The following is a 24,553-nucleotide window of genomic DNA, read 5'->3' as shown; positions in this document are numbered from 1 at the left end:
CGTTGAGCGCAGATCTTCTGGTCAAGGAGGGTCAGTCGAAGCTGCGGCCCGCGCCCCAGCCCGGGCCTGCCGCGCCCGACCTGACCGATCCGGCACCCAAGCGCGCACCAGACGCGACAGCGGATGCGGCAATCAACCCCGAGCTAAAAGCGAAAATGCGCGAAGGCCCGACAGCGGCCCGGCTTGGTGCCACGCTTGAGGCCACAGCCGGAGCCCCGATCCCGGAAAGGCCCAGCCCACCGACTTCAGGGAGCGGCGGCGGCGGTCATCGGGGGTCCAGGTTCCACCGACGTGTCGGGCCCGAAGACTTCAATGCCCGCTTGCAAGAAGGGCGCAAGGCGGTCTGGACCAACATCTCTTTTGTCTTGGTGCTCACCTGCGCCACCAATCTGCTGATCCTTGCGATCCCGATCTACCTGTTCCAGATCTCGGACCGCGTCCTGACCAGTCGGTCAACCGACACGCTGATCATGTTGACAACCGTCATCACCGGAGCGGTGGTGCTCTATGCGGTCTTCGACGCCATCCGGCGCTTCATCCTGATGCGCACCGCCGTCGAGATCGCCGCACAGTTGGGCGCTCCGGTGCTCAGCGCCGCGGCACATGCCTCGCTGCATGGCACGGGCCGCGAGTATCAGACCTTGGGTGATCTGCAGCAGGTCAGGGCTTTTCTGGTGTCCGGTACGCTGCTGTCGATCCTCGATGTGCCTTTCGCCCCTCTTTTCGTTCTGGTGGTTTTCTTTGTCCATCCCCATCTGGGCGTGATTGTGATCGTCACTTCACTGCTGCTGCTGCTGATTGCGCTGATCAACCAGAAGATTACCGCAAAGCCCTTTGCCGAAGCCAATCTTGCTCAGGCCAAGGCAAACCAGCATCTCGACTCGATGTCGCGCAACAGCCAGATCATCAACGCGCTTGCGATGATCCCCGAGGCTGTGTCGATGTGGGGACGCGATACTGCGGCCTCTCTGATCGCACAGGTCCGCGCGCAAGACCGCAACATCGTCAGCGCGTCTATCTCGCGCGGGATACGACTGCTGACTCAAGTCGCCATGCTGGGATGGGGCGCTTTTCTCGCCATTGGCGGTGAGCTGACTGGCGGCATGGTGATCGCTGCATCCATCATCGCCGGTCGCGCGCTTGCCCCGATCGAGGGCGCGATCGAGGGGTGGAATGCGCTGCTGCTGTCGCGCGCGGCCTATGCCCGGATTGTCGCTCTGCTGAGCAGTTCGCGTCTTCAGTTCGAACGCCTGCGCTTGCCGCGGCCAGAGGGTCGATTGGATGTCGAGCGTCTGCTTTATGTGCCGGGCGGGACCAAGCAGGTGATTCTGAACGGGCTCAGCTTCTCACTCAACCCCGGTGAGACCCTGGCAGTGATCGGAAACTCCGGGGCGGGCAAGACGACCCTTGGCAAGATGCTGGTGGGGTCCATCCTGCCGACCTCGGGCAATGTGAGGCTGGACCTTATGGATCTGCGGAATTGGGATACGCGGCAGTTGGGCGAAAGCCTCGGCTACCTGCCGCAAGACGTTCAGCTGTTTCCGGGCACCATCAAGGACAACATCGCCCGGATGCGGCGTGACGCCACCGACGAGCAGGTTCACACGGCGGCCGTGCTGGCGGATGTGCATGACATGATCGCCCAGCTTCCGCAGGGATATGAAACCTTTGTCGCAGCCGATGGCGCGCCGTTGTCCGGCGGGCAAAAGCAGCGCATTGGCCTTGCCCGGGCCTTTTACGGCAACCCCCGGCTTGTGGTTCTTGATGAACCGAACTCCAACCTCGACACGGCAGGGGACCGCGCGCTCGCCCGGGCCATTGCACAAGCGCGGGACTCGGCGATCACGGTGGTTGTCATCACACAAAAGCCTGCGCTGTTGAGCGTCGTCGACAAGATCATGCTTCTTGCCAACGGCGGCGTTGCGATGTTCGGCACCCGCGAACGGGTGCTCGAACAACTCAACGGCACCGCACAGCGCAGCGGGCCCGCGGTGCAGGCGGGGGGAGGGGAGGCCGCCCCGTCCGAGAGGCAAGACGCCACCCCCCCACATACACCCGGACAAAGAGCTCAGTCTGGAGGACAAAAAGATGGATAACGCTCTTGCAGATCCGCTGCCGCCACCAACCGCTGCGGAATGGTATCGCGATGTGCCGCGCTCAATTTCCAGGCTTGTGGTGACCAGCAGCCTGATCCTGCTCGCCAGCCTTGGCGGCTTCTCGGTCTGGGCCTTCGGTGCGCCCCTTGCCGCGGCGATCCTTGCACAGGGAAGCTTTGTCGCCACCGGACAGAACAAGGTCGTGCAGCACCTTGAAGGAGGACTCATCAAGGACATCCTGGTCAGCGAAGGAGACCATGTGACGGAAGGCCAGGTACTTTTGCGTCTGGATGCAACGGCGGCAAAGGCCAACAATCGTGAGCTTGAGCTGCGCCGGATCAGGCTGGAGGCCACCGAAGCCCGCCTGCTTGCAGAGCATCTGCGCAGCGACACGATTCTCTTTCCGGTTGAACTGGAGGCACTGCGCAGCGATCCCGAGGTGGCGGTCATCCTTGACAGCCAAAGCGTAGCCTTTGCGGTCACCCGCTCTGGCCTGACCAATGATCTGGCGATGACCGACCGCAACATGGCAGCGATCGAATTCCGCGAAACAGGCTATATCGCGCAGCGCGAGGCACTGCTTGACCAGATCGACCTGCTGGCAGAGGAACTGAACGTCAAGCAGGACCTGCTGGAGCGCGGGCTGATCCGGCGGACGGACGTTCTTGCCCTGCAACGCGCCGTTCTGGAGGGTGAAGGCCAGACCGCGCGGATCGACGCCGAGCTGGGTGAGATCGCAGAGCTGAAATCACGCACCATCAGCCAACGCGACCGCATGCTTGACGAATACAGCCGCACCGCGCTGGCACAGTTGCAGGTGGTGCAGAGCGAGCTTGAAAGCATCCGCGAGCAAGCCCGGCGATCTGAGAACATCCTGCTGCGGACCGAGGTGACCGCACCGGTCAGCGGAACGATTGTGCGCCTGTATTATCACACCGCAGGCGGCGTGATCGAGACCGGACGCTCCATCGCAGAGATCGTGCCCTCTGACGCGCCGCTTATCATTGAGACGCTGGTTGCGCGTGCAGATATCGACAGTGTCAAGGTCGGCCAACCGGCTGTCGTGCGCCTGACCGCGTTGAACCAGCGGACAACGCCTGTTCTACATGGGACCGTAGATTACATTTCGGCCGATGCGGTCGCCAACAGCACGGACCGGACCAACCGCGAAGTTTATGTGGTGCGCGTTGTTCTGGACCCGACAGAACTATCGCGGATCAGAGGCTTTGTTCCAACGCCCGGCATGCCTGCCGAAGTGATGGTCCAGACGGCGGAGCGCACCTTCGCGCAATACATCACCAAACCGATTACAGATTCTATGTCGCGCGCATTCCGGGAACAATAGAAACGGGGTACCAGGATCTGGCCAGTTCCGCCCCCCCAAGCGTGGTGGACCCGCCGGGGATCAGGTCGCTGCCGACAGGTTCACCCGCTTCATCAGCGTTTCTGCCGTTTCCTTGCGTTCAGAATATCGGTCCACAAGGTATTCGCCGCGGTCGCGGGTCAGCAGGGTGAACTTCATCAACTCCTCCATCACATCGACGATCCGGTCGTAGAGGGGAGATGGCCGCATCCGGCCTGCTTCGTCAAACTCCTGAAACGCCTTGGGGATCGAGGATTGGTTGGGGATGGTGATCAGCCGCATCCAGCGCCCCAGTATCCGCATCTGGTTGACCGCGTTGAAGCTTTGCGACCCGCCTGAAACCTGCATCACGGCCAGTGTCTTGCCTTGGGTTGGCCGAACGGCCCCCTCGGACAAGGGAATCCAGTCGATCTGCGTTTTCATGAGCCCCGTCATTGCGCCGTGCCGTTCGGGCGAAGACCAGACCATACCCTCGCTCCACGCCACCAGATCGCGCAATTCGCGCACCTTCGGGTGCGTGGCGTCCACGCCATCATCGACAAGCGGCAGGCCGGATGGGTTGAAGAAACGCACTTCGGCCCCAAGCCGCGTCAGGATACGACCGGCCTCTTCGCCCGACAGGCGGCTGAAGCTGCGCGGGCGGAGCGAGCCGTAGAGGATCAGGATGCGCGGGGCATGCGTTTTGTGCGGCGGGGTCAACAGGGCAGCACTGTCGATGCCGGGGAACAGCGCACCGTCGATGTTGGGTGTGTCAGACAAGCCGGTTTCCTTCCGCGTCTATGATGAGTTGCCCGTTTTCTTTCGCCCAGGGCCCGAGTGGCACTTTGTCCAGCAGGTCCAGCACCACCTCTGACGGACGGCACAGACGCACGCCTTTCGGGCTGCAGACGATGGGGCGGTTCACAAGGATCGGATGGGTGGTCATCGCGTCCAGCAACTGGTCATCGGTGATGCCCGGCGCGGTCAGGCCCATCGCTTCGGCCGGAGATCTGGCAATGCGCAAGGCCTCCTTCGGGGTGACATCGGCGGCTGCAAATAGCGCCAGAAGCTGCGGCCGCGTCCAGCCTTCGGTCAGATAGTCGATCACCGTCGGCTTATAGCCTGCAGCCTCGACGATCCTCAGCACATTGCGTGACGTGCCGCAGTCTGGGTTATGATGGATGACAATCGGAAAGCTCATCGCGGAAACCTTTCCCGGGTGCGGTTGGCAAAAGCCACCAGCGACAGCATCACCGGCACCTCGACCAGCACACCCACAACGGTCACCAAGGCGGCGCCCGAGTTCAGGCCGAACAGGCCGATGGCCACGGCGACCGCCAATTCAAAGAAATTCGACGTGCCGATCAGCGCGCAGGGGGCGGCAATCCTGTGCGGCAGGCGCCAGAGATAGGCCCAGCCATAGCCCAGCGCGAAGATGCCGTAGGACTGGATGATGATCGGCACGGCGAGCAGCGCGATCAGACCCGGCTGTGCCAGAATGACCGGCCCCTGAAACCCGAACAGCAGCACAACAGTCAGCAGCAGACCCATCACGGAGGCGGGCTTGATGCGGGCCGTGAAAGCCGCGACCGCCGCCTCACCGCCCTGACGGATCAGGGCAGATCGCGTCAGGACTCCTGCCACCAGCGGGATAACCACATAAAGCACGGTCGACAGGATCAGTGTCTCCCACGGCACAGCGATGTCGGTGACGCCCAGCAGGAAGGCCACAATCGGGGCGAAGACCACCACCATGATCAGGTCATTCAGGCTGACCTGCACCAGAGTGTAGTTCGGATCGCCCTTCGTCATCTGCGACCAGACAAACACCATGGCCGTGCAGGGCGCAGCCCCCAGCAGGATCAGCCCCGCGATGTATTCCGACGCCTTATCGCCGTCGATTAGACCTGCGAACAGATGCTGAAAGAACAGCACCCCAAGCGCTGCCATGGTGAAGGGCTTGATCAGCCAGTTGATCACCACCGTGATGATCAGCCCCTTTGGCCGCTGACCGACAGATTTCAGCGAGCCAAGATCAACCGCTACCATCATGGGATAGACCATCGCCCAGATCAGCACCGCGACGATCAGGTTGACCGAGGCGTATTCCAGACTTGCCAACCTTGCGAAGACGCCGGGCAAAATGGCACCAAGCGCCAGCCCGGCCATGATGCACAGCGCGACCCATAGGGTCAGATAGCGTTCAAACAGGCTCATGGGGCGTCTTTCGGTTCTGGGATGCAGCAAGCATCATTTGCTGGCAGCTTGAGCGATGCGACAAAGTCCGCCAGAAGGGACAACGCCTCGGGGTTCAGGGCATAGCATACGCGGGGGCCAGAGATTTCGCCGGTGATCACACCGGACGCCTTCAGGATGCGCAGATGCTCGGACACCGTTGATTGCGCGAGGCCCACGGCATCGACGATGTCGCCACCAATGCAGCCGGGGGTGGCGAGCAGCAGGCGCAGAATGCGGATGCGTGCGGGATGCGCAAGCGACTTCCCGAGATCAGCCAGTCTCTGATCTTCCAGCTCTGAACAGGGCGATGAGGTGCCAAGCATCACCTGGTTTCCTTTCGTATATCGTCGATTGCCGATATATAGGGGGTGGCAATGCGTGGTCAATCGTGAAATCGATCCGTTTCAATGGGTGCTTTGACGGTCAGATCGCCCGTCAACGCGTGTTGCGGAATTTTGCTTGATTCCCCAGCACTGCATAATCACCAAGCATTTTCACGATGACAGTCCCTTCGGGAAGTGACTCGATCTCGTTGGCCGCGCTTGCGTGGTCGGCGGCTGGTGGCATCCAGCATATGGCGTTGGATTTCATGGGTTCTCTCCGATGAGCCGGGTGATAACCCATTGGATGAAGAGTCAAAAGACAACGGCCCGGATGGGCAGTTGATCCGAAGGTCCCGGAACCAACCGCCATGTGTGGGGTTGGGCGGTGTAGGTCAGGCCAACCAAGCCTGATGCCGAGACTTTTGCAAAGGACGTAAAGATGGCAACCCGCCCCTACTGGAAAGGCTATCTTAAGCTGTCGCTGGTAAATTGTCCGGTTACCATGTCTCCGGCGACGTCCGAGGCGGAGAAGCTTCGCTTTCACACGATGAATGCGGCTACAGGTAACAGGGTGGTCAGCCGATACATTGACAGTGTTACCGGAAAACCTGTGCGTGATGAGGATGAGGTCAGGGGCTATGCCCGGGGCGAAGATGATTACGTGCTGCTGGAAGACGATGAGCTGGACTCGGTAGCACTCGAAAGTACCCGCACCATTGATGTCGATATGTTCGTACCCTCTGACAGCATTGGCTGGATCTGGTACGATGCACCGCATTATCTCGCCCCTGCCGATCGTGTCGGTGAAGAGGCGTTTTCCGTGATCCGTGCAGCCATGGACGAAACCGGAACGGTCGGCATAGCGCGGCTGGTGTTGGCCCGGCGCGAACGGGCCGTGATGCTCGAACCGCGAGGCAAAGGCATTGTACTTTGGACGCTGCGCTTTGGTGACGAAGTTCGCGAAGAGAGCGCCTATTTTGAGAAGGTTGATACGGATAAGCCCGACAAGAAGGTGATGGTGCTGATCAAAAAGCTGATTGAGGAGCGCACCAAACCTTGGGCCCCTGAGATGGCGTCTGACCCGGTACAGGACCGGTTGCTCGATCTGATTGCTGCGAAGAAAAAGGGACGCAAGCGTGCGCCGAAGGCAAAGGCCAGTCCCGATGCCGCGCCCAAGGACAATGTGGTGAACATTATGGATGCGTTGAAGCGCAGCCTCGCCGCCGAGAAGAAAGGCAAGTAGTCTAGAGCTTTTTGGCCTTTAACGGCACAGCAGCCTTTCGGAAATCCGCCCAAGGATCGGCAATAAGGGCAGCGATCCGCGCCGGGAGATTGGCGAGGCTGAAATGCGCTGGTCCGATATCCGGCCCAAGCTCTGTCCACGCCAAAGGCGTCGAAACTGCTGCGCCCGGGCGAGCGCGGGTGGAATACGCGGCCACGGCTGTGGCCCCGCGCTGGTTGCGCAGATAATCGATCAGGATCTTGCCCTTGCGCTTGGCTTTGGCAACTGTTGCGACATAGGAGCCAGGTGTATCGGTCGCCATCGACTGCGCCATCGCTTTGGCGAAGGCCTTAACCTCGGGCCATGTCGCATGCGGTTTCAGGGGTGTCACCACATGCAACCCCTTGCCGCCCGACGTTTTGACAAAAGCCGCCAGCCCCGCGTTTTCCAACCGTTGCCGCACTTCCTCTGCCGCCGTGATGATCTGCGACCACGCCACGCCCTCGCCTGGGTCAAGATCCATGGTAATCATGTCGGGGCGCTCCCAATCTTCCAGTGACACCCCCCAAGGATGAATTTCCAGTGCCGCCGATTGCACCAGGCCGATCAGGCCCTCCAGACTGTCGATGCTGATCAACGGATCGCCCCGGTCATTCGGATCGTCCACCAGCCGGATATTACGGTTCAGCCCCTTCCACGCATGTTTCTGAAAGAACATCTGTCCGTTGATGCCCGTTGGGCAGCGCAGCAAGGCCAGCGGCCGATTGACCACAAAGGGCGCAATCTGCCGCCAGACCTGAGTATAGTAGTCGGCAAGACCCTCTTTGGTGACACCCTCCCCGGGCCAATAGACCCGGTCGGGGTGGGTCAGTGTTACATTCGGGCGCGGGGGCGTCTTTGCAGGCTTTGCCGCCGCTGGGGCCTCCTCGCGCCGGATTTCCGTCGCAGGCTTATCTTCGCGCAAGCCGCGAAAGGCTGCGTGCCGCAGGTGGCCATCTGCCGTCCAGGCGCGGAATTCCACCTCGGCCACCACTTCCGGCTGCACATAGCGGACCTGTCGCGCCTGGTCGGTGGTCAGCGGCTTGTGAAACGGGCTGTCCGGACTGCCGATCTTTTCCAGCTGTCGGAACAGATCGCTGGCCACCCGCGCTGAAAAGCCAGTGCCGACCCGGCCGACATGGACCAGATTCTTCCCTTCATAAACGCCCAGCACCAACGATCCGACGGCATTTTTCGTAGCGCTGGATGGCATGTAGCCGCCAATCACGAACTCCTGCCGGGCCGAGCATTTGGATTTGATCCAAGCCTTGCCGCGCCCCTCGCGATAGGTGCTGTCAGCGGCTTTGGAAATGATGCCCTCAAGGCTCAGCCGACAGGCGTGTCGCAAGACCGTGGCCCCGGTTTCTTCGAAATGCGCGCTGTAGCGCAGGGGGCCGGATGCTTCGGACAACAGCTGTTCCAGCATGTCTTTTCGCTGCAACAACGCCAGATGCCGCAGGTTATGGCCATTGAGGTGCAGAAGATCGAAACCGTAGAACACAAAGCGGTCTGCGCGGCCTTCGCTCAGGTCCGCCTGCAAGGCCGAAAAGTCGGAGGCACCCGTGCCGCTTTCGACCACCAGTTCCCCATCTATCAATGCGGCCTGAACTTTCAGATCGCGCAGGGCAGCGGGCACGGTCTGGCCAAACCTGTCGGTCCAGTCCAGCCCGCTGCGTGTCAGCAATTTAATGCCGTCCGGCGCGATCCGGGCCTGAAGACGGTATCCGTCGAACTTGATCTCATGCAGCCAACGCTCACCGGTTGGAGCGGAGCGGGACAGAGTCGCCAGCATGGGGGGGATGAAGTCTGGCAGGCGTTCTTTTTTGGCCCTTTTGATCTTTGAAGGGTCCGGCGCGCTGGTTTCCGTCTCTTCTTCCTGTTCAAGCTTAGGGGGCTTTTTCCGGGCAGGCGCGGCGCGTGCAGGTACCTTGGCCGAAGGTGCCGCTGCCCCTGCGGCGATCTGGGGAATGTCGCGCCCGGTTTTCACCGATAACGGCAATTCTTCCAGAACATCAGGAGCATCCTCTGGCCGGGCTGCTTCGTCCTCGGCTTTGATCAGCAGCCAGTTCTCGCGCTTTTCCTGCGGTTTGCCCTGCATCCGTATCAGATGCCAGCGGCCTTGCAGCTTTTCGCCAGCCAGCTCGAATTCCAGATGGCCCTTGGCATATCCCCTCATCGCATCGCCAACCGGTGTCCAATTGCCGCGATCCCACAATAGAACTGTGCCCCCACCATACTCGCCTTTCGGAATGGTGCCCTCAAAACTACCATACTCCAGCGGGTGATCTTCGACATGCACCGCCAGCCGCTTTTCGCCCGCCACCAGACTTGGGCCACGCGTCACCGCCCAACTGCGCAAGACACCGTCCATTTCCAGCCGCAGATCGTAATGCAGGCGGCGGGCGTAATGTTTCTGGATGACAAAACTGTTGCCACGCGCCCGACCTTTGCGACCCTTTGGTTCTGCCGTAGTGGTGAAGTTGCGCTTCTGGCGGTATTGGGTCAGCGCCATGGCTCACCCCGCCTTGCGCTTCGGAGCCGGCTTGGCGCGGGATTTTCCGGTAGACTTTGCGCCACCGCTTTGCTTTGCACTGGCCCTCAGCGCTTCCATCAGGTCGACTACCTTGCCGGGCCTTTCAGCCGGACGCGGCTTGATCTTGCGGCCTTCCAACTTGGCGCGGACCAGTTCCTCCAACGCAGTCTCATAACGGTCATCGAACGCGGCGGGGTCGAATTTTCCCATCTTGGTCCCGATGATATGCCGGGCCAGATCAAGCATTTCGGTTGAGATCTTCGGCGCGGGAATGTCTTTGAATGCCGCCTCGGCGGATCGGACCTCGTAATCGAAATTCAGTGTGGTCGCGACCAGCCCTTTGCCATAGGGGCGGATCAGAACCGTCCGCATCCGCCGGAACAGGACGGTTTGGGCCAGAGCGGCAACATTCTTTGCAGCCAGACCATCACGGATCAAAGTAAAGGCCTCTTGTCCCGAACGGTCCGTGGGGGCCAGATAATAGGGTTTGTCAAAGTAGACATCATCAATCTCGGCGCAGGCCAGAAACGCTTCGATTGTCAGGACCTTATCGCTTTCCGGCACCGCTGCCGCAATGTCTTCCGGGTCCAGCAGGATATGCTCGCCATCCGACACCTCGTAGCCCTTGACCTGATCGTCACGATCAACGGCTTTGCCCGTTTCGGCATCAACAAACTCACGTTTTACGCGGTTGCCGGTCGCCCGGTTGATGGTGTGAAACGCCACCCGGTCCGAGGTCGACGCCGCCGTATAAAGCGCAACCGGGCAGGACAATTCGGCAATTCTCAACGTCCCCTTCCAGTTGGCGCGCGGTGCCATGTTCGACGTTCTCCCGATCCGAGGTTCGGATGACAACACCGAAAGCGGCAGGTTGTTCCGAACTAAAGCGGCCTGGGTTTTCCCATAGAACACCTCCTGATTCCTCAGTTGGTGCTCTCCACATTTTCCGGGCAAGTCCAGCGTGCTGATCAAGCTGGTCCAGAACCTTGCCGATCCGCCTTGTTCATTGCCACAGTCTCCGTTCGCATGCGCAAGGTCACCATAGAATGGGGCCAGTGCAGCGCTATGCGGCTCGGCTTACTGTGCCGTATAGCCACCATCGACCAGATGGTATGATCCGGTGATGAAGCTGGCGCGGTCCGACAGCAGGAAGACGATCAGCGCTGCGACCTCCTCGGAACGTCCAAGGCGGTTCAGCGCGTGTTTGCCTTCAAGTGCCTTGAGCGTCGCATCATCAAGCGCATCTGCCACGAGGGGCGTATGGATGAAGCCAGGCCCAACAGAATTGACGCGAACGCCACCGGCGGCATGCTCCAGCGCGGCATTCTTGGTCGCGCCAAGAACGCCATGCTTGGCGCTGACATAAGCCACAGAATTGGCAAAGCCCACTGAGCCGAGGATTGAGGCCACATTGACGACTGCCCCACCGCCGGCCTTTTCGATGGCTGGGATGGCGAAGCGCATGCCGTAGAAGACACCGGAAAGGTTGATGTCGATCACCTTCTGCCAGCCATCGATGTCATAGCTGCCCGTAGGGTCCGAGGGGCCGCTTATGCCGGCATTGTTGACGATGCCATGCAGCGCACCCGTCTTCTGTACGGCGAAATCCACCATCGCCTTGACCTGATCGGCCTTTGCCACATCCACAGCAACGGCAAATGCCTTGCCGCCTGAAGCGACGATTGCACTGGCGATGCTCTCGGCATGGGCCAGATTGATGTCAGCCACAATCACGGTCGCACCGCTGGTACCCAGTTCTTCTGCCGTGGCCGCGCCGATGCCGGAACCGCCACCCGTGACGATGATCGTCTTGTCGTCGAACCGCAGATCCATCGGTCGTCTCCTTCATGTTCAAGATTCTGATCTCTCCAACATAGTCATCGCGCGTCGTCATTGTCAGAGCATGGTGGGGAAAGTGCTCCACAAACGTTGCCGCCGCTCAAGTGGAAGTGGCTTCCGCTGACTGGATTCCCGCGCGGTGGCTTCTGCGAAGTGGATTCCTGACTAGCCAGCTCGCCGCCTGCGGCACCCAAAACTGCCCAACGAATGTCAGGTCCTTGGTTTTTTGCCGAGATTCACGGCGGTGTGCCGTGACCTACCAATGTGCGATGGTACCGTCAGGCAGGATCGCATCCAGCGCTGGGACTATTTCCGGTGCAAAAGGATGGCGGGCGGCGGTCGCTTCGTTGATCTCAATGCCAAGGCCTACGCCTTGCGGCACGTCCCAGCAGCCGTTCACAAGCTGCATCGGATGGTCGAAAATCTCGTCGAACCATGGCACAAGACCGACCGCCTCTTCCTGAATAAGGAAGTTTGGCGTTGCCACATCGAAATGCAGCGCGACTGCCCCTGCCACCGGCCCCATCGGATTGTGAGGTGCGATGCCCATCTGTCCGGCTTCGGCAATCGCGGCAATTTTTTTGCCGCCTGTCAAGCCGCCGCAATGGCTTAGATCGGGCTGAATGTGGGCCACGGCCTGCAACTCGGACAGTTCGGCAAATTCGCGCAAGGTGAACAGCCGCTCGCCGGTCGCCAGCGGGCAATTCACCCGACGTGCTAACCCGGCCATCGCGGCGGCATTGCCAGGTTGGATGGGTTCCTCGACAAACAGCGGGCGGATTGGCGCGATCACGTCGATGTAGGCCCTCGCCACCTCGGGCGATGCGGGGCGGCCATGAAAATCGGTCATGATCGCGACTTCCGGCCCCACGCGGTCCCGCACGGCTTCGGCCACCTTTTCCACATGCAGCAGTTCGGGCACCGTGGCCTCGTAGGCGCAATAGGGCACAAAACCCAACTTGACGGCGTTATAGCCCATCGCAAGGGTTTCCTCGACGGCGGCGCAGAAAGCGCCGATATCCTCGGTCCCGATCTGCGCCCCGATCTTGGCGCGCCGCAGATGGGTATAGACCCGCACCTTGTCACGCACCTGCCCGCCCAGCAATTGCCAGACAGGCACGCCCAAGTCCTTTGCCTTGATGTCCCAAAGGGCCTGATCAATCGCCGACACTGCTGTCAGCCCGATGGAGCCCAGCGGCCAGAAGCTGAATTTGGTCATCCGGGCAAAAATATGCTCGATCCGTCGCGGATCTTGCCCGACCACGAATTGCTCCAGATCTTCCACGGCACCCACAACCGCGCGGGTCTTCCATTCCAGCGTCGCCTCACCCCAGCCATGCAGGCCCGGCTGGTCGGTTTCGACCTTCACAAATACCCAGTTTCTGTGGATCGCATTGACCACAACGGTACGGATGGCAGTAATCTTCATCAGGCGTCTCGTTTCAATTAGTTCAGCAGCGTCGGAAGAAAGCTGGATATTTCGGGAACAAGGCACAGCACGCCAATGGCGATCAGCTGCGCGGCAAGGAACGGAGCCAGCGCCCGGATCAGCGGCCACATGCCGATGCCCCCGACGCGCATCACCACGAAAAGAACCACGCCCACCGGCGGGGTCAGCAGGCCCATCGCAAGCGTCAGCATGATGATCATGCAGGCCTGCAACGGATCAATGCCAAGGCTGGTGACGATCGGCATGATCAGCGGCGCAAAGATCAGGATGGCGGCCCCAATGTCCAGGAACGTACCCAGAACCAGCATCAGCGCGGCCACTGCGAAGAGAAACAGCACCGGGCTGTCTTGAAACACACCCGTCATCGCCGAAACCCAGGATGAAATCCCAAGGATGTTCAGCGCATATGACAGGATGGTTGCCGCTGCCACCAGCAAATAGATGCTGGCAGAGGTGCGCGCAGCGCGCAAAAAGGCAAGCCACAGGCCGTGCCATGTCATCACTCGGAACACCACCATGGATAGAAAGATTGCGTAGGCTACGGCTATGCCGCCGCCTTCGGTGGCGGTGTAGATGCCCGCAAGCATCCCGCCGATGATGATGGCGGGCAGCGTCAGAACCGCCAGCGTTTCCAGGATCATCCGGCCAAGGCCGTCGCGGCTGAACCGGGCGCGGCGTGGCTTTGGAAGCTTCCCGCGCAAGGCGTCAACGGCAACGACCGCAGCGCAGGCCCCTGCAAGCAAAAGGCCGGGCAGAATGCCGGCCAGAAACAGGTCGATCACCGAAAGACCCGTCACCGCTGCCATCAGGATTGCAAGTCCGGATGGCGGAATGATCGGCCCGATGATCGAAGAGGCAGCGGTGACCGCCGCCGAATACTCCCGAGTGTAGCCTTCCTTCGGCATCTCGTCGATGAACACCCGCCCCAGCGCCGCCGCGTCGGCCACGGCAGAGCCGGAGATGCCTGCAAACATCACCGATGTGCCAATATTGGCAAAGGCAGTGCCGCCGCGCAGCCAGCTGGTCATCGCCGAGCCGATTGCGATCAGGCGGCTGGTGATGCCCCCCGCGCTCATGATCTCGGCGGCAAGGATGTAGAACGGCACGGCGAGAAAAACGAAACTGTCCACCCCGGTAAATAGACGGGTAGCTGTCACACTGAGCGGCAGGCCCGACATCCAGACACCAAGCATCCCGGCCAGCCCGAGGGCAAAAGCAACCGGAACGCCGACCAGCAACAGCACTATGCCCAAAGCGGCGACGGCAAGCATCAGGAGGCCCCCCCGGCAGACGTGTCCTTAACCGGGCCACTGTCGGGTTCAAACCCGGAAAGCCAGCTCAGCGCGATCTGCACCAGCATCAGCGCCGATCCGACCGGAAGGGCGGCATAAGGCAGGATCATCGAAATGCCCGACGCAGGCGTAGTCTGCGCGGCGTTGCGCAAGGCAAGTGGATAACTGTAGACCAGAATGATGACGCAGAAGATGCCCGCCACCGAGTAAAGTGCTGATTTGACGTAGCGCGACAGGTGGGGCGGCACCATTGCCTCCAGCGCTTCGATCCCCATGTGTTCGGCGCGGAAGATACAGGCCACGCTGCCCAGCATCATCAACCAGATCATCGAATAGCGCATGACCTCTTCGGTCCAGTTGAACCCGATGCTGAACATGTAGCGCCCGCCCACCTGTGTGAGGTTCAGGACGGTGACGACGATCATCAACAGACAGGCCAGAACCTCGGTCAGGCGTGCAAGCCCGCGCGCGGTCCGTGTGGCGGTGACTACCATTGGTTGCTCCCAAAACGGCACTCCCTCTCGGGGGACCGGAAAAGTCAGGTCACGGCCCGGCGCGCCAAAGGCGACCGGGCCGCAGTCCGGCGGGATCAGTTGCCGTAAAGGTCCGCCTTTGCTGCTTCGACAGCTGCGATCATGTCATCGACCACCTGATCGCCAACCGATTCACGGATGAAGGTCAGCACCGGCGGCTGCGCGATTTCCTTGAATGCGGCCTTTTCTTCGGGAGTCGAGACATGGATTTCCATCCCCATCTCTTCCACCAGACGGCGGCTGTAGCGCCAGTCGCCTTCGGTCTTGAGCAGGTTTTCGGTCACAGCCATCATCTCCGCCGCATCCTTGATGATCTGCTGCTGGCCTTGCGGCAGCGCCGTGAACCAGTCGTTGTTGGCAATGATCACATGCAGGCCAAAGGTGTGCTCATTCAGGGTGAAGTAATCCTGCACCTCGCCATGCCCACCGCTGAACACAACGGCTGGCGGGTTTTCCTGGCCGTCCACCACGCCTTGCCGCAGCGCCATGACGACCTCAGAGCCAGCGATGGGCACTGCCGTGGCGCCCAGCGCGTTGACCATTGTCATATAGACCGGGCTTTCCATGGTGCGGATCTTGAGCCCCGCCATGTCCTGCGGGGTCACAAGCGGGCGCACATTGTTGGTGAATGACCGGAAGCCGTTTTGCGAAAAGGCCAGCGCCCGGATGCCGGTGGTGGCAAGGATGTCTTCCCGCATGCGATCAGCGAAATCGCTTTGCATCACATTCCAGGCGATCGGTGCCGATTCAAAGATGTAGGGAATCGACCAGACCTGCATTGGCGGATAGAACCCCGCCATGGCCCCGTCGGCAGGAAAGGTCATTTCCAGACTGCCCTGCTGAACCATCTCGATCATCTCGCGTTCGCTGCCCAGCTGGTTGCCTGGGAACATGCGAACGGTCATCTCACCGTTGCTTTTGAACTCGACATATTCCTTGAAGCGGACCAGCGCCTGATACTCTGGGCTGTCCCCTTCGGGCATGCCGAGGCCGAATTTGATTTCCACGCTTTGAGCATGGGCGGCTCCGAAAATAAACGTGGCAGCCAGCATTGTGGCCGCACAGAACGTGCGTGTCATCGTCATCAGATCCTCCTCCTCCGTAAATCTGGGTCTGCAGGCGCAAGGTCTGGGCATGCTGCCGGGCGTTGCCAGAGTAGGCCAAATGGCTCTACATGAGATGTAGACTGCCTATTTCTAGATCATATGTAAAGAAGGATTTTATGCGTGAAGTCTGATCTCCCATCACAGGACCGCAAGCCCGAATTCCGCATTCCGACGGAATTCGGGGCTTCGCTTCCAACTGGCGCGGCCAAACAAGCTGTGGAAATTCTTGGACGTCGTATCGCCAATGATGCCTATCCGCAGGACATGGTCATGCCGACCGAGGAAGAACTTGGTCAGTCTCTCGGTGTCAGTCGGGCGACCGTACGTGATGCGATCAAGGTTCTCTCAGGCAAAGGACTGGTCAGAACCGCGCGGCGGTATGGAACACGTGTCCGGCCCATAGAGGAATGGAATCTTCTGGATGGTGACGTCGTCGCTTGGCACGACTCCACACATCCGAGAATCAAACGGATTTTTGCCGAAACAACTGAATTGCGCGCCATTCTGGAGCCTGCTGCAGCAAGGCTTGCCGCAATTCGCGGAACGCAAGATCAGGCGAAAACCCTGCTAGCGGCTGCCAATGCCATTTACCCCGAGCAGGTAGATATTGAACGTCTGTTCGCGGCAGATTGTCAGTTTCACGTCACCCTTCTGGACATGACCCGAAATACGGTCATGCGGCAAATGCGGCAGATCATTCTGACGATGCTGCGCGTGTCCTATGAATTCGGGGTCGCAAACCCGGAGAACGAACAAGTCAGCCGTGAGGGTCACCTTGCCGTTGCCCAAGCAATTGGTGCCCGCGATCCGGACGGTGCGTTCAAGGCTATGTCAGCCATGTTGGAGCTTAACCGTTCCCTCGCGGATGACTACTGGCGGGATTTTTGATCAGTCCTGTCATGCATGTTTGCGTCGGCATGTAACGGCTAGACTTCATGGCTGTTCACTTCCAATCATGCGGACCCAAGGCCGCACCTTCGGTATCGCTGCCATCACCTCTTCCTCGCGCCCGCGATCAGCCCATCCCCCACCCAGTCCAGCGCCCGCCACCAATCCTCATAGCCGCGACGGGCGGATTCGATCTGTGCCGGAAGTGGCCATAAAGTGACCGGGCAGGCCAGCAGTTCAACTGTTCGCCATTTGCCAAGCGTCTTCGCCCGTTCTGTGCCGAAGACGATGGTCGTCGCCCGTTCGCCATGCAGGTTCTGCCGGGTCTCGACGGGCAGTCAGCGCGGCACGACGCCCGGCAGCACGCCGGGGTCGACCTGGCGCGCGCCAGTTCCGCCACTCGGCTCGCCATGCGGATGCCGCCCACCCTGTGCGGCATGCCGGCAACGGTGGCGGCTATCACCTCTGCCTGGGGATGGGTGTAGCTCCCCATCTTGTGCCGGCACGCGCCGAGAAAGCAGATCGATCACGACCGCCAGATACAAGAACCCCTTTTGGGTGCGGATGTAGGTTATGTCGCTCGCCATTGGGCTCGGACCAATGGCACCTTCCATGGCTCGCCCCAGAACTGGTCGGGGCATCGACATCGAATTCCCGGTTCAGAGTGCTGTCCGCCACGACTGCAGGGTTGCCACCGTAAGAGCCCGCCTTCCTTTTGTAACCAATCTGGGCCCTTATGCCCGCCAGGCGGGCCAGGCGCCACGCCCGGTTGGGGCTGATGTCTTCGCCCATGTCGCACAGATCATAGTGCAGCTTGCGCTCGCCATAAACCTCGCCGCTGTCATCCCAAGCCTGCTCAGCAGCACGCTTTGGTGCCGGTCTTCCAACGGACGATGGCTCAAAGGCTCTCGCAGCCATGTATAGAAGCCGCTCGGATCAACGAGGAGATCTTCGGCAGCCTGGCGGATGCCGGCCGCACGCTGGCCTTCTGCAATATGACGACAACAACGTCAGGCTCCATTCCTCGCTGGGCAACAAGACCCCGTCCGACGCGCGCCGGGCGCTTGAGCGATCTGAGGGCTCCGCGCGCTTGCCCACCCCGAAACCGACCACTATCAACCCCAAAGACCCTCATTATGAACGAGGACGACCGGGGGGCAGGTCAACTTGGGCTGAATTTCTGATGAGTGCCGGTTGCAAACCGGCCCTGAAATCACCCTCTGCCGGCACCGACGCGCATAGGGTCCGCGGCCGAGTCAGGGGCTTCCGCTTGCAGGGGCATTGGTCTTTTCGGGAAATTGATGGACCCGGCCGCCGTGCTGCACTAACCCAGGATAACAGGGCCGGGACGGCGGGCAAGGTGCGGCATGGACGGTTTGGAAGACAAGAAAGCTCTGCGCCAACAGCGGCTGCTGCAGCGGCTGACGCTGGACCGGCATTTGACGCTGGACGAGATCGCACAGCATTTTGCGGTTACCACCCAGACGGCACGCCGCGATGTGATGGAGCTGTCGCAACGCGGATACCTGCGTCGGGTACCGGGGGGCGCGATGGTGATCGACGGGGTCGGCGCTGGTACCCTGCGCGACCGGCGCATCGCCAACCGTGCGGCAAAGGAGCGGATCGCCGTTCGGGTGGCGGCCGAAATTCCCGACGGAAGCGCGATCTTTCTTGATACCGGCACCACCTGCGAGGCGATTGCCCGTGCCCTTGTGGGTGCCAAGGATTTGCGTGTTGTCACCTATAGTCTGCGGATTGCGGCCTTTCTGGCAGACCAGACCTCTTTCATCCTGGCTCTGCCCGGCGGCTTTGTCCGTCTGGTGGATGGCGCGGTGTTTCAGGAATCCACGGCGGCCTTTCTGTCCGGCTTTCGCTTTGATCTGGCCATCCTCTCGGTGACCGGGGTCGAGGCGAGTGGCGAGCTGACCAATGACGACCCTGCCGAGGTAACCGTCGTGCGCGCGGCCATGGCGCAGGCACAGCGGACCTATCTGGCCGTGGATCACAGCAAGTTCGGCAACCGTGGCCTGGTGCAGATGGGCAATCTGTCAGAGATCAGCTGTGTGATTTCGGATCGGCCGCCACCTGACGAGGTGGCGATGCGAATCGCCGCCTCGGGTGGCAGGGTCCTGATCGGCTGAACCCATCAACAGGCCGAGAAAACTCTTAACGTCGCCGCAGATTCAGGCAAGATTATGGCTGGACAGTGGCTTCGTCTGCCTAAAAGGTGCGACGGCGGTCCAAAATGATGCAAACTCGTGGGTCCAGGATCAAAAATGTAATAAAATTTACATTCAATGATCATCTAATGACACCGGAAATGCCAATCATGTGAAGTGGACCCTCACCATGCCTCTTGCTCCATCCCCAACCCGCAACCCTATGCGCAGTCTGCGCAAGCGGGCGATCCTTCTGGCCACTGCCGCCGCGTTGCTGGCCCTCCCCACGGGGGCCGCACAGGCCGAAGGCGATACGCTCCGCCTGCTGACCTATAACATCTGGAACAAGTTCAAGCAGCGGCCCGATCTGGCGGCGCAGCTGCTGATCCCCGGAAATTATGATGCCGTGCTGTTCCAAGAGGAAAACGGAAGCCGTTTTGTCACCGACCTGCCCGGGATTCTGGGCGAGGCCGGGCTGGGCCAGTATCAGGGCGCGCGCAGAGGCAGCTCGGGCATCCTCTCGCGGCTTCCGGGCACGGTGGGCAGCTATCAGCTGCCCGATACCCCCAACACCAACGGTCGCAACATCACCTTCGCCGTCGCCGATGCGGCGGGCGGTCGTCCGGCGACGACCATCGGATCGATCCACCTCGACTATGCCGACACCTCGGGAAATCGCCTGCGCGAAGCGGGCGCGCTGGTCGAATGGGTCAAGCAACAGAACGGCCCGGTCATCATGGGCGGTGACTTCAACGCCGGTGACGTGTCTGAACGCGGCCTGCACGACGTGACTGCCCAGATCCGCCTGATCCGCACCGTCGGCAACAACAGCCTGTACCGCGATCTGGCCTATCAATACATCGCCAACGGTGACGAGGCGGTGATGCGCCAGGTCATACAGGACAGCTTTCCGGGCCAGAATATCGACTCGCTGTCCTGGAACCAGTGGGGCACCGCGCTCGCCACTGCCGCCGCACAGGGCCGCGATGTCGGCCTGCGGGACGAGACCTATCCGGTCGCCAGCAATATCCCCGTGACCATGAACGTCCTGAAAAAGGACTTTGTGATGATGCAGACCGAAGCCATCCGTGAAGGCTTTGCGCCGCACCCCGCCGGGGATGGCAGCACCACCTGGCCGAGCTATGGCGAGGATGCCACCAACACCTGGACCAGCTGGGACCGGGTCAAGATCGACCACTTCCTGGTTTCGCGACCCTATGCCAAATGGTACGCGCTCACCGATGATCCGGCCGATCAGTATCTTGGCGTCGTCGACAAGTTCTATGTCGATCTGGGCAATGGCCAGACCGCGCCGCTGTCGGACCACGAACCCGTCGGGCACGAATTCACCTGGGTTGGTCCGCAGTTGGAGAAATACGCCGGTGCTTTGGGCGAGCAGACCCGCCTGGTCTGGGGTGAAGGCGCATCGACCTTTGAGAGCCGGGACGGTGTGTTCAACCTGACCCGCAACAATGCTCGTACCGATGTCTATCTTGGCCAGGTGTCGGACGCCAATGGCATACCGACACTCGACTGGCTGACCGAAGCCGAGAAGAAAACCCTTCTCGATTGTGGCAGCTCGGACAGCCGTCTGGCGGGAGCCATCGCAGAATACTGCATCGACGACCATTCCTTCATCAGTGAAACCCTTGTGACCGATGGCGGCATCGTCGCGGTGACCGAGGATGCCGCCCTTGGCGGAGCAGCGGCGCGTCTGCGGCTTGCCGATGGTAGTTTGCGGATCGACGGCACCGAGATGACCACGCTTGGCCGCGAGGTTTCGCTTGAGGGTGAAGGCGGGATACTGTCGGTGGCGGATGCCGGCGCAGCCGTGACCGCGAGCGGAGTCATTTCGGGCGAAGGGGATCTGTCGAAACAAGGTGACGGCGTTCTGCGTCTGGCGGCGGTGAACACCTACACCGGCTCGACCACGGTCGAGGCCGGCACGCTGCTGGTCAACGGCTCGACCGTCGCCTCGGCCGGCACCACGGTCATGGGCGGCGCCGTGATCGGCGGCATCGGGCATCTGAGCAATCTGGAACTGCGCCAAAGCGCCATCCTGCGGCCTGGCGACATGGGCATCGGCACGCTGTTTGTCGATGGCGATCTGTCGCTGGACAGTGCGCTTCTCGACTTCGAGATCGGCGCAAGCGGATATGACAAGCTGGTCGTCGCCGGCGATTTCACCGCCCTGTCCGATTATTCGCTCAGCTTCAGCTTCCTTGACGGGCTGTTTCCGGGCACCAGCGATTTCTTCGAGTTCCTGACGGTGGGCGGCGATTTCTCCGGCGTTCTGGACTTTGCAAAGCTGTTGCTGCCCCTCAGCGGTGAGTTTGCCGGTCTGAACCTGTTCGGCGACAACAAGGGCACCTTCGCCTTGGCCTGGACGAACCCCTACCAGGTCGCGGCGGTTCCTCTGCCGCTGCCCGCGCTGATGCTGCTGTCAGGGCTTGGAGTGCTGGCCGCAATGCGGCGCCGGACCCCCAAGACGGCGTAACACCGCACTGACCAAGCCGGAACCGGCCTCTTGCGGCCCGGTGGCATTACTGCCGCCGGGCCAATTTGCTGAGGGTGATCCTCGCCACAGCCAAGCGCAAACACGCGAGGAGGGGCATGCTGTCACCGAACGTCATCTAGCAGTGGCAAAAGCTGACACTGCAATCTGTCAAGAAAACCTGGGGCAAGTCAGCTTGCGGCACTCAGCCGATGGTGCGGCGCAGCACGTCCAGCCAGTTGCCCCAGCAGAGCCGGGCAATCAGATCTGCCCCATAGCCCGCCTGTTCCATTGCCTGCGTCAGCTTGGTCAGGCCCGCAGCAGACCCGATAAAGCGTGGGATCATGGTGCCGTCAAAGTCCGACCCCAGCGCCACGCCGCCTTCGCCCAGCCGGCCAATCAGATGGTCGATGTGGCGCAGCATCACCTCGGGGCCGGTATCGGCGTTCTTCACCCCGTCATCGCGTAGAAAGGCCACGCCGAAGTTCAGGCCGACCAGCCCCCGGCTTTCGGCAATGGCGTCAAGCTGGCGGTCGGTCAGGTTGCGGGTGGCGGGCGTGAGCGCATGTGCGCCGGAATGGGTGGCAACCAATGGCGCATCGGTCAGCTTTGCCACATCCCAGAACCCGGCCTCGTTCAGATGGCTGAGGTCGAACAGGATGCGCAGGCGGTTGCAGGTGGCTAGCAGCCGCCGCCCCGCGTCTGTCAGCCCCGGGCCGGTATCGGGCGAGGCGGGGAAGTTGAACGGCACCCCATGACCAAAGATATTGTCCCGGCTCCAGACCGGGCCAAGGGACCGCAGGCCTGCGGCGTGATAAAGATAGAGCGTGTCGAGATCGGCGCCGATCCCCTCGCAGCCTTCGATATGCAACAGGGCGGCAATGGCACCTGCCGCCTGCGCAGCCTCAACCTCGGCAGCGCTGCGGCACAGGCGGATCGCATCGGGCCGGTCTGCGGCCATGCGGTGCAGGATTGCCGCCATGTCCAGCGTCACCTCCCGCGCCATCATCGGGTCGACAGGCGGAAACGCGCGATAGGTTGCCATCGGGTCGGGCGCGGCTGCGGGATCGGCCGGCACCCAGACTGCGAAAAAGCCACCCGCAAACCCACCCGCACGGCATTTTGCCAGATCAAGATCGCCCTCTGTGCCGTTGAAAAATGCGGCCCCCGTCCGGTCGCCAGCTGCCCAGAGTTTGCTCAATACATCGTTGTGGCCATCGAAAACCGGGCGCATCGGCATGGGATTGTCCTTCTTTGTAACGACGATACGACTCGCCTTGACAGGGGGGTACAAAAATTGCCCAGTTGGTCAAAGTTGCGCCTGCCCGGTCCGGGTATAGACGCATAGCAACAAGAGAGACAGGGAGTCTTCCATGAAACTTGATCTGACCCTTCGCCGTGCCGGTGCGTTTGCGCTGGCCTCTTTCCTGGCCGGGACCGCGCCTGCCGCGCTGATGGCACAGACCCCGGCCGATACGCTGGTGATCGGCGATGCGATTGACGACATCGTGTCCATTGACCCGCATGAGGCGTTCGAGTTTTCTGGCACTGATCTTATCAACAATACCTATGACACGCTGGTAGAACTTGACCCGACGCAACGGGGCGTGCTGGTTCCCGGTCTGGCCGAAAGCTGGGAGGTGGCCGAAGATGGGGTGACCTACACGTTCAAGATGCGCCCCGGCGTCACCTTTGCCTCGGGCAATCCGGTGCGGGCCGAGGATGCGGCGTTCTCCTTGCAGCGTGTGGTCAAGCTGAACAAGACCCCGGCCTTCATCCTGACCCAGTTCGGCTTCACGCCCGAAAATGTCGAGGAAATGATCACCTTTGACGGTGACACGGTCACCTTCAAGACCGATCAGCCCTATGCGCCCAGCTTTGTCTACAACTGCCTGACCGCGGCCGTCGGCGCGATTGTGGACAAGGAAACCGTCATGGCCAATGAGGTCAATGGCGACATGGGCAATGAATGGCTGAAGTCGAACACGGCGGGGACGGGGGCCTATGTGCTTCTCTCCTACAAACCGTCTGACAGCTATATTCTTGAGGCACGCGAAGGCCATTGGCGCGGTGATGCCAAGCTCAAGCGCGTGTTCATGCGTCACATCCCCGAGGGCGCGACCAACCGCCTGCTGCTGGAACGGGGCGATATCGACGTCAGCCGCGAAGTGACCTCGGTGGATATCGAGGGGATGGAGGGCAATGCCGACATCCGCGTGGAAACCGATCTTGCGGGCTATATCTATTACATCTCTGCCAACCAGAAGAACGAGGCTCTGGCCAATCCCAAGGTGCTGGAGGCGATGCGCTGGGCCATCGACTATCAGGGCATGACCGAAAGCTTCCTTCAGGGCGAACAGACCGTGCATCAGGCCTTCCTGCCGCGCGGCTATCTGGGCGCGATCGAGGAGACCCCCTATGCGCTGGATATCGAAAAGGCCAAGGCGCTGCTGGAGGAATCCGGGGTCGAATTGCCGCTGAACATCTCCATGTCGGTGCGCAACAGCCAGAACCGCACGGATATGGCGCAATCGGTGCAGAACACCTTTGCGCAGGCCGGGATCAACCTGACCCTGTCCATCGGCGAAGGTGCGGAAGTGCTGGGCGAATACCGCGCCCGTCAGCATGACCTGACGCTGCAAAGCTGGGGGCCGGACTATCCCGACCCGCATACCAACGCCTCAACCTTCGTGATCAACGGCGACAATTCGGATGAGGCCCAGCTGACCGGCAGCCTTGCCTGGCGCAACGCCTATGATCCGGGCGAGCTGATGACCATGACGCAGGCCGCCGTGATGGAGCGTGACACCGACAAGCGCCGGGCGATGTATGAGGATATTCAGCGCCAACACCGCGACACCTCGCCGTTCATCATGATGTTCCAGGAAAACAACCGCACCGCGATGCGCAGCAACATCTCGAACTTCTACACCGGCGGCACCGTGGATTCGGTGACCTACTGGCTGACCGAAAAGTAAGGGTCTGTCGGCGGGCGGGGT

Annotated in this window: 20 protein-coding genes and 2 pseudogenes; 8 read left to right on the top strand and 14 right to left on the bottom strand. The window is 61.1% G+C overall.

The annotated features are described in order from the left end of the window. The first annotated feature begins 41 nt into the window (after window positions 1–41). Together CXR43_RS11270 and CXR43_RS11265 are read left to right on the top strand one after the other, a co-directional pair. Window positions 42–2,096, top strand: a complete 2,055-nt coding sequence (locus CXR43_RS11270) for a type I secretion system permease/ATPase (protein ID WP_435530797.1) — start codon at window positions 42–44, stop codon at window positions 2,094–2,096. Beyond that, window positions 2,089–3,441: an HlyD family type I secretion periplasmic adaptor subunit gene (locus tag CXR43_RS11265; protein ID WP_103334004.1), complete on the top strand. Its 1,353-nt coding sequence runs from the start codon at window positions 2,089–2,091 to the stop codon at window positions 3,439–3,441. The genes CXR43_RS11270 and CXR43_RS11265 overlap by 8 nt, the downstream gene beginning before the upstream one ends. 60 nt (window positions 3,442–3,501) lie before the next feature. Here the strand turns inward: CXR43_RS11265 and arsH are convergent, their stop codons facing one another. The 5 genes from arsH to CXR43_RS17915 form a co-directional block, all read right to left on the bottom strand. Continuing rightward, window positions 3,502–4,218 (bottom strand): arsenical resistance protein ArsH, encoded by a 717-nt coding sequence (arsH, locus tag CXR43_RS11260; protein ID WP_103334003.1) that lies wholly within the window; start codon window positions 4,216–4,218, stop codon window positions 3,502–3,504. After that, window positions 4,211–4,639 carry an arsenate reductase family protein gene (locus CXR43_RS11255; protein ID WP_103334002.1) on the bottom strand — a complete coding sequence of 143 codons (429 nt, stop codon included), beginning with the start codon at window positions 4,637–4,639 and terminating at the stop codon, window positions 4,211–4,213. The genes arsH and CXR43_RS11255 overlap by 8 nt, the downstream gene beginning before the upstream one ends. Further along, window positions 4,636–5,655, bottom strand: a complete 1,020-nt coding sequence (gene arsB / locus CXR43_RS11250; RefSeq protein WP_103334001.1) for an ACR3 family arsenite efflux transporter — start codon at window positions 5,653–5,655, stop codon at window positions 4,636–4,638. Before arsB ends, CXR43_RS11255 begins: the two co-directional genes overlap by 4 nt. Then, window positions 5,652–5,999: an ArsR/SmtB family transcription factor gene (locus tag CXR43_RS11245; protein ID WP_103334000.1), complete on the bottom strand. Its 348-nt coding sequence runs from the start codon at window positions 5,997–5,999 to the stop codon at window positions 5,652–5,654. The genes arsB and CXR43_RS11245 overlap by 4 nt, the downstream gene beginning before the upstream one ends. A gap of 112 nt (window positions 6,000–6,111) precedes the next feature. After that, window positions 6,112–6,267 (bottom strand): hypothetical protein, encoded by a 156-nt coding sequence (locus CXR43_RS17915; protein ID WP_168219747.1) that lies wholly within the window; start codon window positions 6,265–6,267, stop codon window positions 6,112–6,114. Between the two features lie 171 nt (window positions 6,268–6,438). Between CXR43_RS17915 and ku (CXR43_RS11240) the strand changes: the two genes are divergently transcribed. Continuing rightward, a complete protein-coding gene (gene ku / locus CXR43_RS11240; RefSeq protein WP_103333999.1) occupies window positions 6,439–7,242 on the top strand; it encodes a non-homologous end joining protein Ku in 804 nt (267 codons plus the stop codon). Window position 7,243: 1 nt separating this feature from the next. Here the strand turns inward: ku (CXR43_RS11240) and ligD are convergent, their stop codons facing one another. The 7 genes from ligD to CXR43_RS11205 form a co-directional block, all read right to left on the bottom strand. Further along, window positions 7,244–9,772, bottom strand: coding sequence for a DNA ligase D (gene ligD / locus CXR43_RS11235; RefSeq protein ID WP_103333998.1), 2,529 nt, complete (start codon window positions 9,770–9,772; stop codon window positions 7,244–7,246). A gap of 3 nt (window positions 9,773–9,775) precedes the next feature. Further along, window positions 9,776–10,612 carry a non-homologous end joining protein Ku gene (gene ku, locus CXR43_RS11230; protein WP_103333997.1) on the bottom strand — a complete coding sequence of 279 codons (837 nt, stop codon included), beginning with the start codon at window positions 10,610–10,612 and terminating at the stop codon, window positions 9,776–9,778. A gap of 258 nt (window positions 10,613–10,870) precedes the next feature. Beyond that, window positions 10,871–11,626 (bottom strand): SDR family NAD(P)-dependent oxidoreductase, encoded by a 756-nt coding sequence (locus CXR43_RS11225; protein WP_103333996.1) that lies wholly within the window; start codon window positions 11,624–11,626, stop codon window positions 10,871–10,873. A gap of 262 nt (window positions 11,627–11,888) precedes the next feature. Further along, window positions 11,889–13,061: a galactonate dehydratase gene (gene dgoD / locus CXR43_RS11220; RefSeq protein ID WP_103333995.1), complete on the bottom strand. Its 1,173-nt coding sequence runs from the start codon at window positions 13,059–13,061 to the stop codon at window positions 11,889–11,891. A 17-nt stretch (window positions 13,062–13,078) separates the two neighbouring features. Further along, window positions 13,079–14,353, bottom strand: coding sequence for a TRAP transporter large permease (locus tag CXR43_RS11215; protein WP_103333994.1), 1,275 nt, complete (start codon window positions 14,351–14,353; stop codon window positions 13,079–13,081). After that, entirely contained in the window at window positions 14,353–14,868 is a 516-nt protein-coding gene (locus CXR43_RS11210; RefSeq protein ID WP_103333993.1) for a TRAP transporter small permease, read from the bottom strand. The genes CXR43_RS11215 and CXR43_RS11210 overlap by 1 nt, the downstream gene beginning before the upstream one ends. Window positions 14,869–14,963: 95 nt before the next feature. Then, window positions 14,964–15,992: a TRAP transporter substrate-binding protein gene (locus CXR43_RS11205; protein ID WP_103333992.1), complete on the bottom strand. Its 1,029-nt coding sequence runs from the start codon at window positions 15,990–15,992 to the stop codon at window positions 14,964–14,966. Between the two features lie 141 nt (window positions 15,993–16,133). Here CXR43_RS11205 and CXR43_RS11200 point away from each other — a divergent pair, with 141 nt between their 5' ends. After that, window positions 16,134–16,901 (top strand): FadR/GntR family transcriptional regulator, encoded by a 768-nt coding sequence (locus CXR43_RS11200; protein WP_103333991.1) that lies wholly within the window; start codon window positions 16,134–16,136, stop codon window positions 16,899–16,901. Between the two features lie 45 nt (window positions 16,902–16,946). On the opposite strand, the pseudogene CXR43_RS18065 reads toward CXR43_RS11200, so the two are convergent. Then, window positions 16,947–17,403 (bottom strand): annotated as a pseudogene (locus CXR43_RS18065) (hypothetical protein); the annotation flags it as partial. A 433-nt stretch (window positions 17,404–17,836) separates the two neighbouring features. Between CXR43_RS18065 and CXR43_RS11190 the strand changes: the two are divergent. From CXR43_RS11190 to CXR43_RS11180, 3 genes and pseudogenes are all read left to right on the top strand, one after another. Further along, window positions 17,837–18,041, top strand: a pseudogene (locus tag CXR43_RS11190) (integrase core domain-containing protein); the annotation flags it as partial. Between the two features lie 227 nt (window positions 18,042–18,268). After that, window positions 18,269–19,042: a DeoR/GlpR family DNA-binding transcription regulator gene (locus CXR43_RS11185; RefSeq protein WP_103333990.1), complete on the top strand. Its 774-nt coding sequence runs from the start codon at window positions 18,269–18,271 to the stop codon at window positions 19,040–19,042. Between the two features lie 241 nt (window positions 19,043–19,283). Beyond that, on the top strand, window positions 19,284–21,557 hold the full coding sequence (locus tag CXR43_RS11180) for an endonuclease/exonuclease/phosphatase family protein (RefSeq protein ID WP_168219803.1): 2,274 nt from the start codon (window positions 19,284–19,286) through the stop codon (window positions 21,555–21,557). A gap of 202 nt (window positions 21,558–21,759) precedes the next feature. On the opposite strand, the gene CXR43_RS11175 is transcribed toward CXR43_RS11180, so the two are convergent. Beyond that, window positions 21,760–22,788: a dipeptidase gene (locus CXR43_RS11175; protein WP_103333988.1), complete on the bottom strand. Its 1,029-nt coding sequence runs from the start codon at window positions 22,786–22,788 to the stop codon at window positions 21,760–21,762. A gap of 139 nt (window positions 22,789–22,927) precedes the next feature. On the opposite strand from CXR43_RS11175, the gene CXR43_RS11170 reads away from it, so the two are divergent. Then, window positions 22,928–24,532, top strand: a complete 1,605-nt coding sequence (locus tag CXR43_RS11170; protein WP_103333987.1) for an ABC transporter substrate-binding protein — start codon at window positions 22,928–22,930, stop codon at window positions 24,530–24,532. The last annotated feature ends 21 nt before the right edge of the window (window positions 24,533–24,553 follow it).

Source organism: Pseudotabrizicola formosa (assembly GCF_002900965.1).
GTDB classification, from domain to species: Bacteria; Pseudomonadota; Alphaproteobacteria; order Rhodobacterales; family Rhodobacteraceae; genus Pseudotabrizicola; species Pseudotabrizicola formosa.
This window is presented reverse-complemented; position numbering and strand designations above follow the sequence as displayed.

What these genes read in the sequence shown, in the direction of transcription:
- dgoD (WP_103333995.1), bottom strand. Translation starts at nt 13,061, where the DNA reads ATGAAGATTACTGCCATCCGTACCGTTGTGGTCAATGCGATCCACAGA.
- CXR43_RS11210 (WP_103333993.1), bottom strand. Translation starts at nt 14,868, where the DNA reads ATGGTAGTCACCGCCACACGGACCGCGCGCGGGCTTGCACGCCTGACC.
- arsB (WP_103334001.1), bottom strand. Translation starts at nt 5,655, where the DNA reads ATGAGCCTGTTTGAACGCTATCTGACCCTATGGGTCGCGCTGTGCATC.
- CXR43_RS11170 (WP_103333987.1), top strand. Translation starts at nt 22,928, where the DNA reads ATGAAACTTGATCTGACCCTTCGCCGTGCCGGTGCGTTTGCGCTGGCC.
- ku (WP_103333997.1), bottom strand. Translation starts at nt 10,612, where the DNA reads ATGGCACCGCGCGCCAACTGGAAGGGGACGTTGAGAATTGCCGAATTG.
- CXR43_RS11185 (WP_103333990.1), top strand. Translation starts at nt 18,269, where the DNA reads ATGGACGGTTTGGAAGACAAGAAAGCTCTGCGCCAACAGCGGCTGCTG.
- CXR43_RS11175 (WP_103333988.1), bottom strand. Translation starts at nt 22,788, where the DNA reads ATGCGCCCGGTTTTCGATGGCCACAACGATGTATTGAGCAAACTCTGG.
- CXR43_RS11180 (WP_168219803.1), top strand. Translation starts at nt 19,284, where the DNA reads ATGCGCAGTCTGCGCAAGCGGGCGATCCTTCTGGCCACTGCCGCCGCG.
- ku (WP_103333999.1), top strand. Translation starts at nt 6,439, where the DNA reads ATGGCAACCCGCCCCTACTGGAAAGGCTATCTTAAGCTGTCGCTGGTA.
- CXR43_RS11225 (WP_103333996.1), bottom strand. Translation starts at nt 11,626, where the DNA reads ATGGATCTGCGGTTCGACGACAAGACGATCATCGTCACGGGTGGCGGT.
- CXR43_RS17915 (WP_168219747.1), bottom strand. Translation starts at nt 6,267, where the DNA reads ATGAAATCCAACGCCATATGCTGGATGCCACCAGCCGCCGACCACGCA.
- CXR43_RS11245 (WP_103334000.1), bottom strand. Translation starts at nt 5,999, where the DNA reads ATGCTTGGCACCTCATCGCCCTGTTCAGAGCTGGAAGATCAGAGACTG.
- CXR43_RS11255 (WP_103334002.1), bottom strand. Translation starts at nt 4,639, where the DNA reads ATGAGCTTTCCGATTGTCATCCATCATAACCCAGACTGCGGCACGTCA.
- ligD (WP_103333998.1), bottom strand. Translation starts at nt 9,772, where the DNA reads ATGGCGCTGACCCAATACCGCCAGAAGCGCAACTTCACCACTACGGCA.
- CXR43_RS11215 (WP_103333994.1), bottom strand. Translation starts at nt 14,353, where the DNA reads ATGCTTGCCGTCGCCGCTTTGGGCATAGTGCTGTTGCTGGTCGGCGTT.
- CXR43_RS11205 (WP_103333992.1), bottom strand. Translation starts at nt 15,992, where the DNA reads ATGACGATGACACGCACGTTCTGTGCGGCCACAATGCTGGCTGCCACG.
- CXR43_RS11265 (WP_103334004.1), top strand. Translation starts at nt 2,089, where the DNA reads ATGGATAACGCTCTTGCAGATCCGCTGCCGCCACCAACCGCTGCGGAA.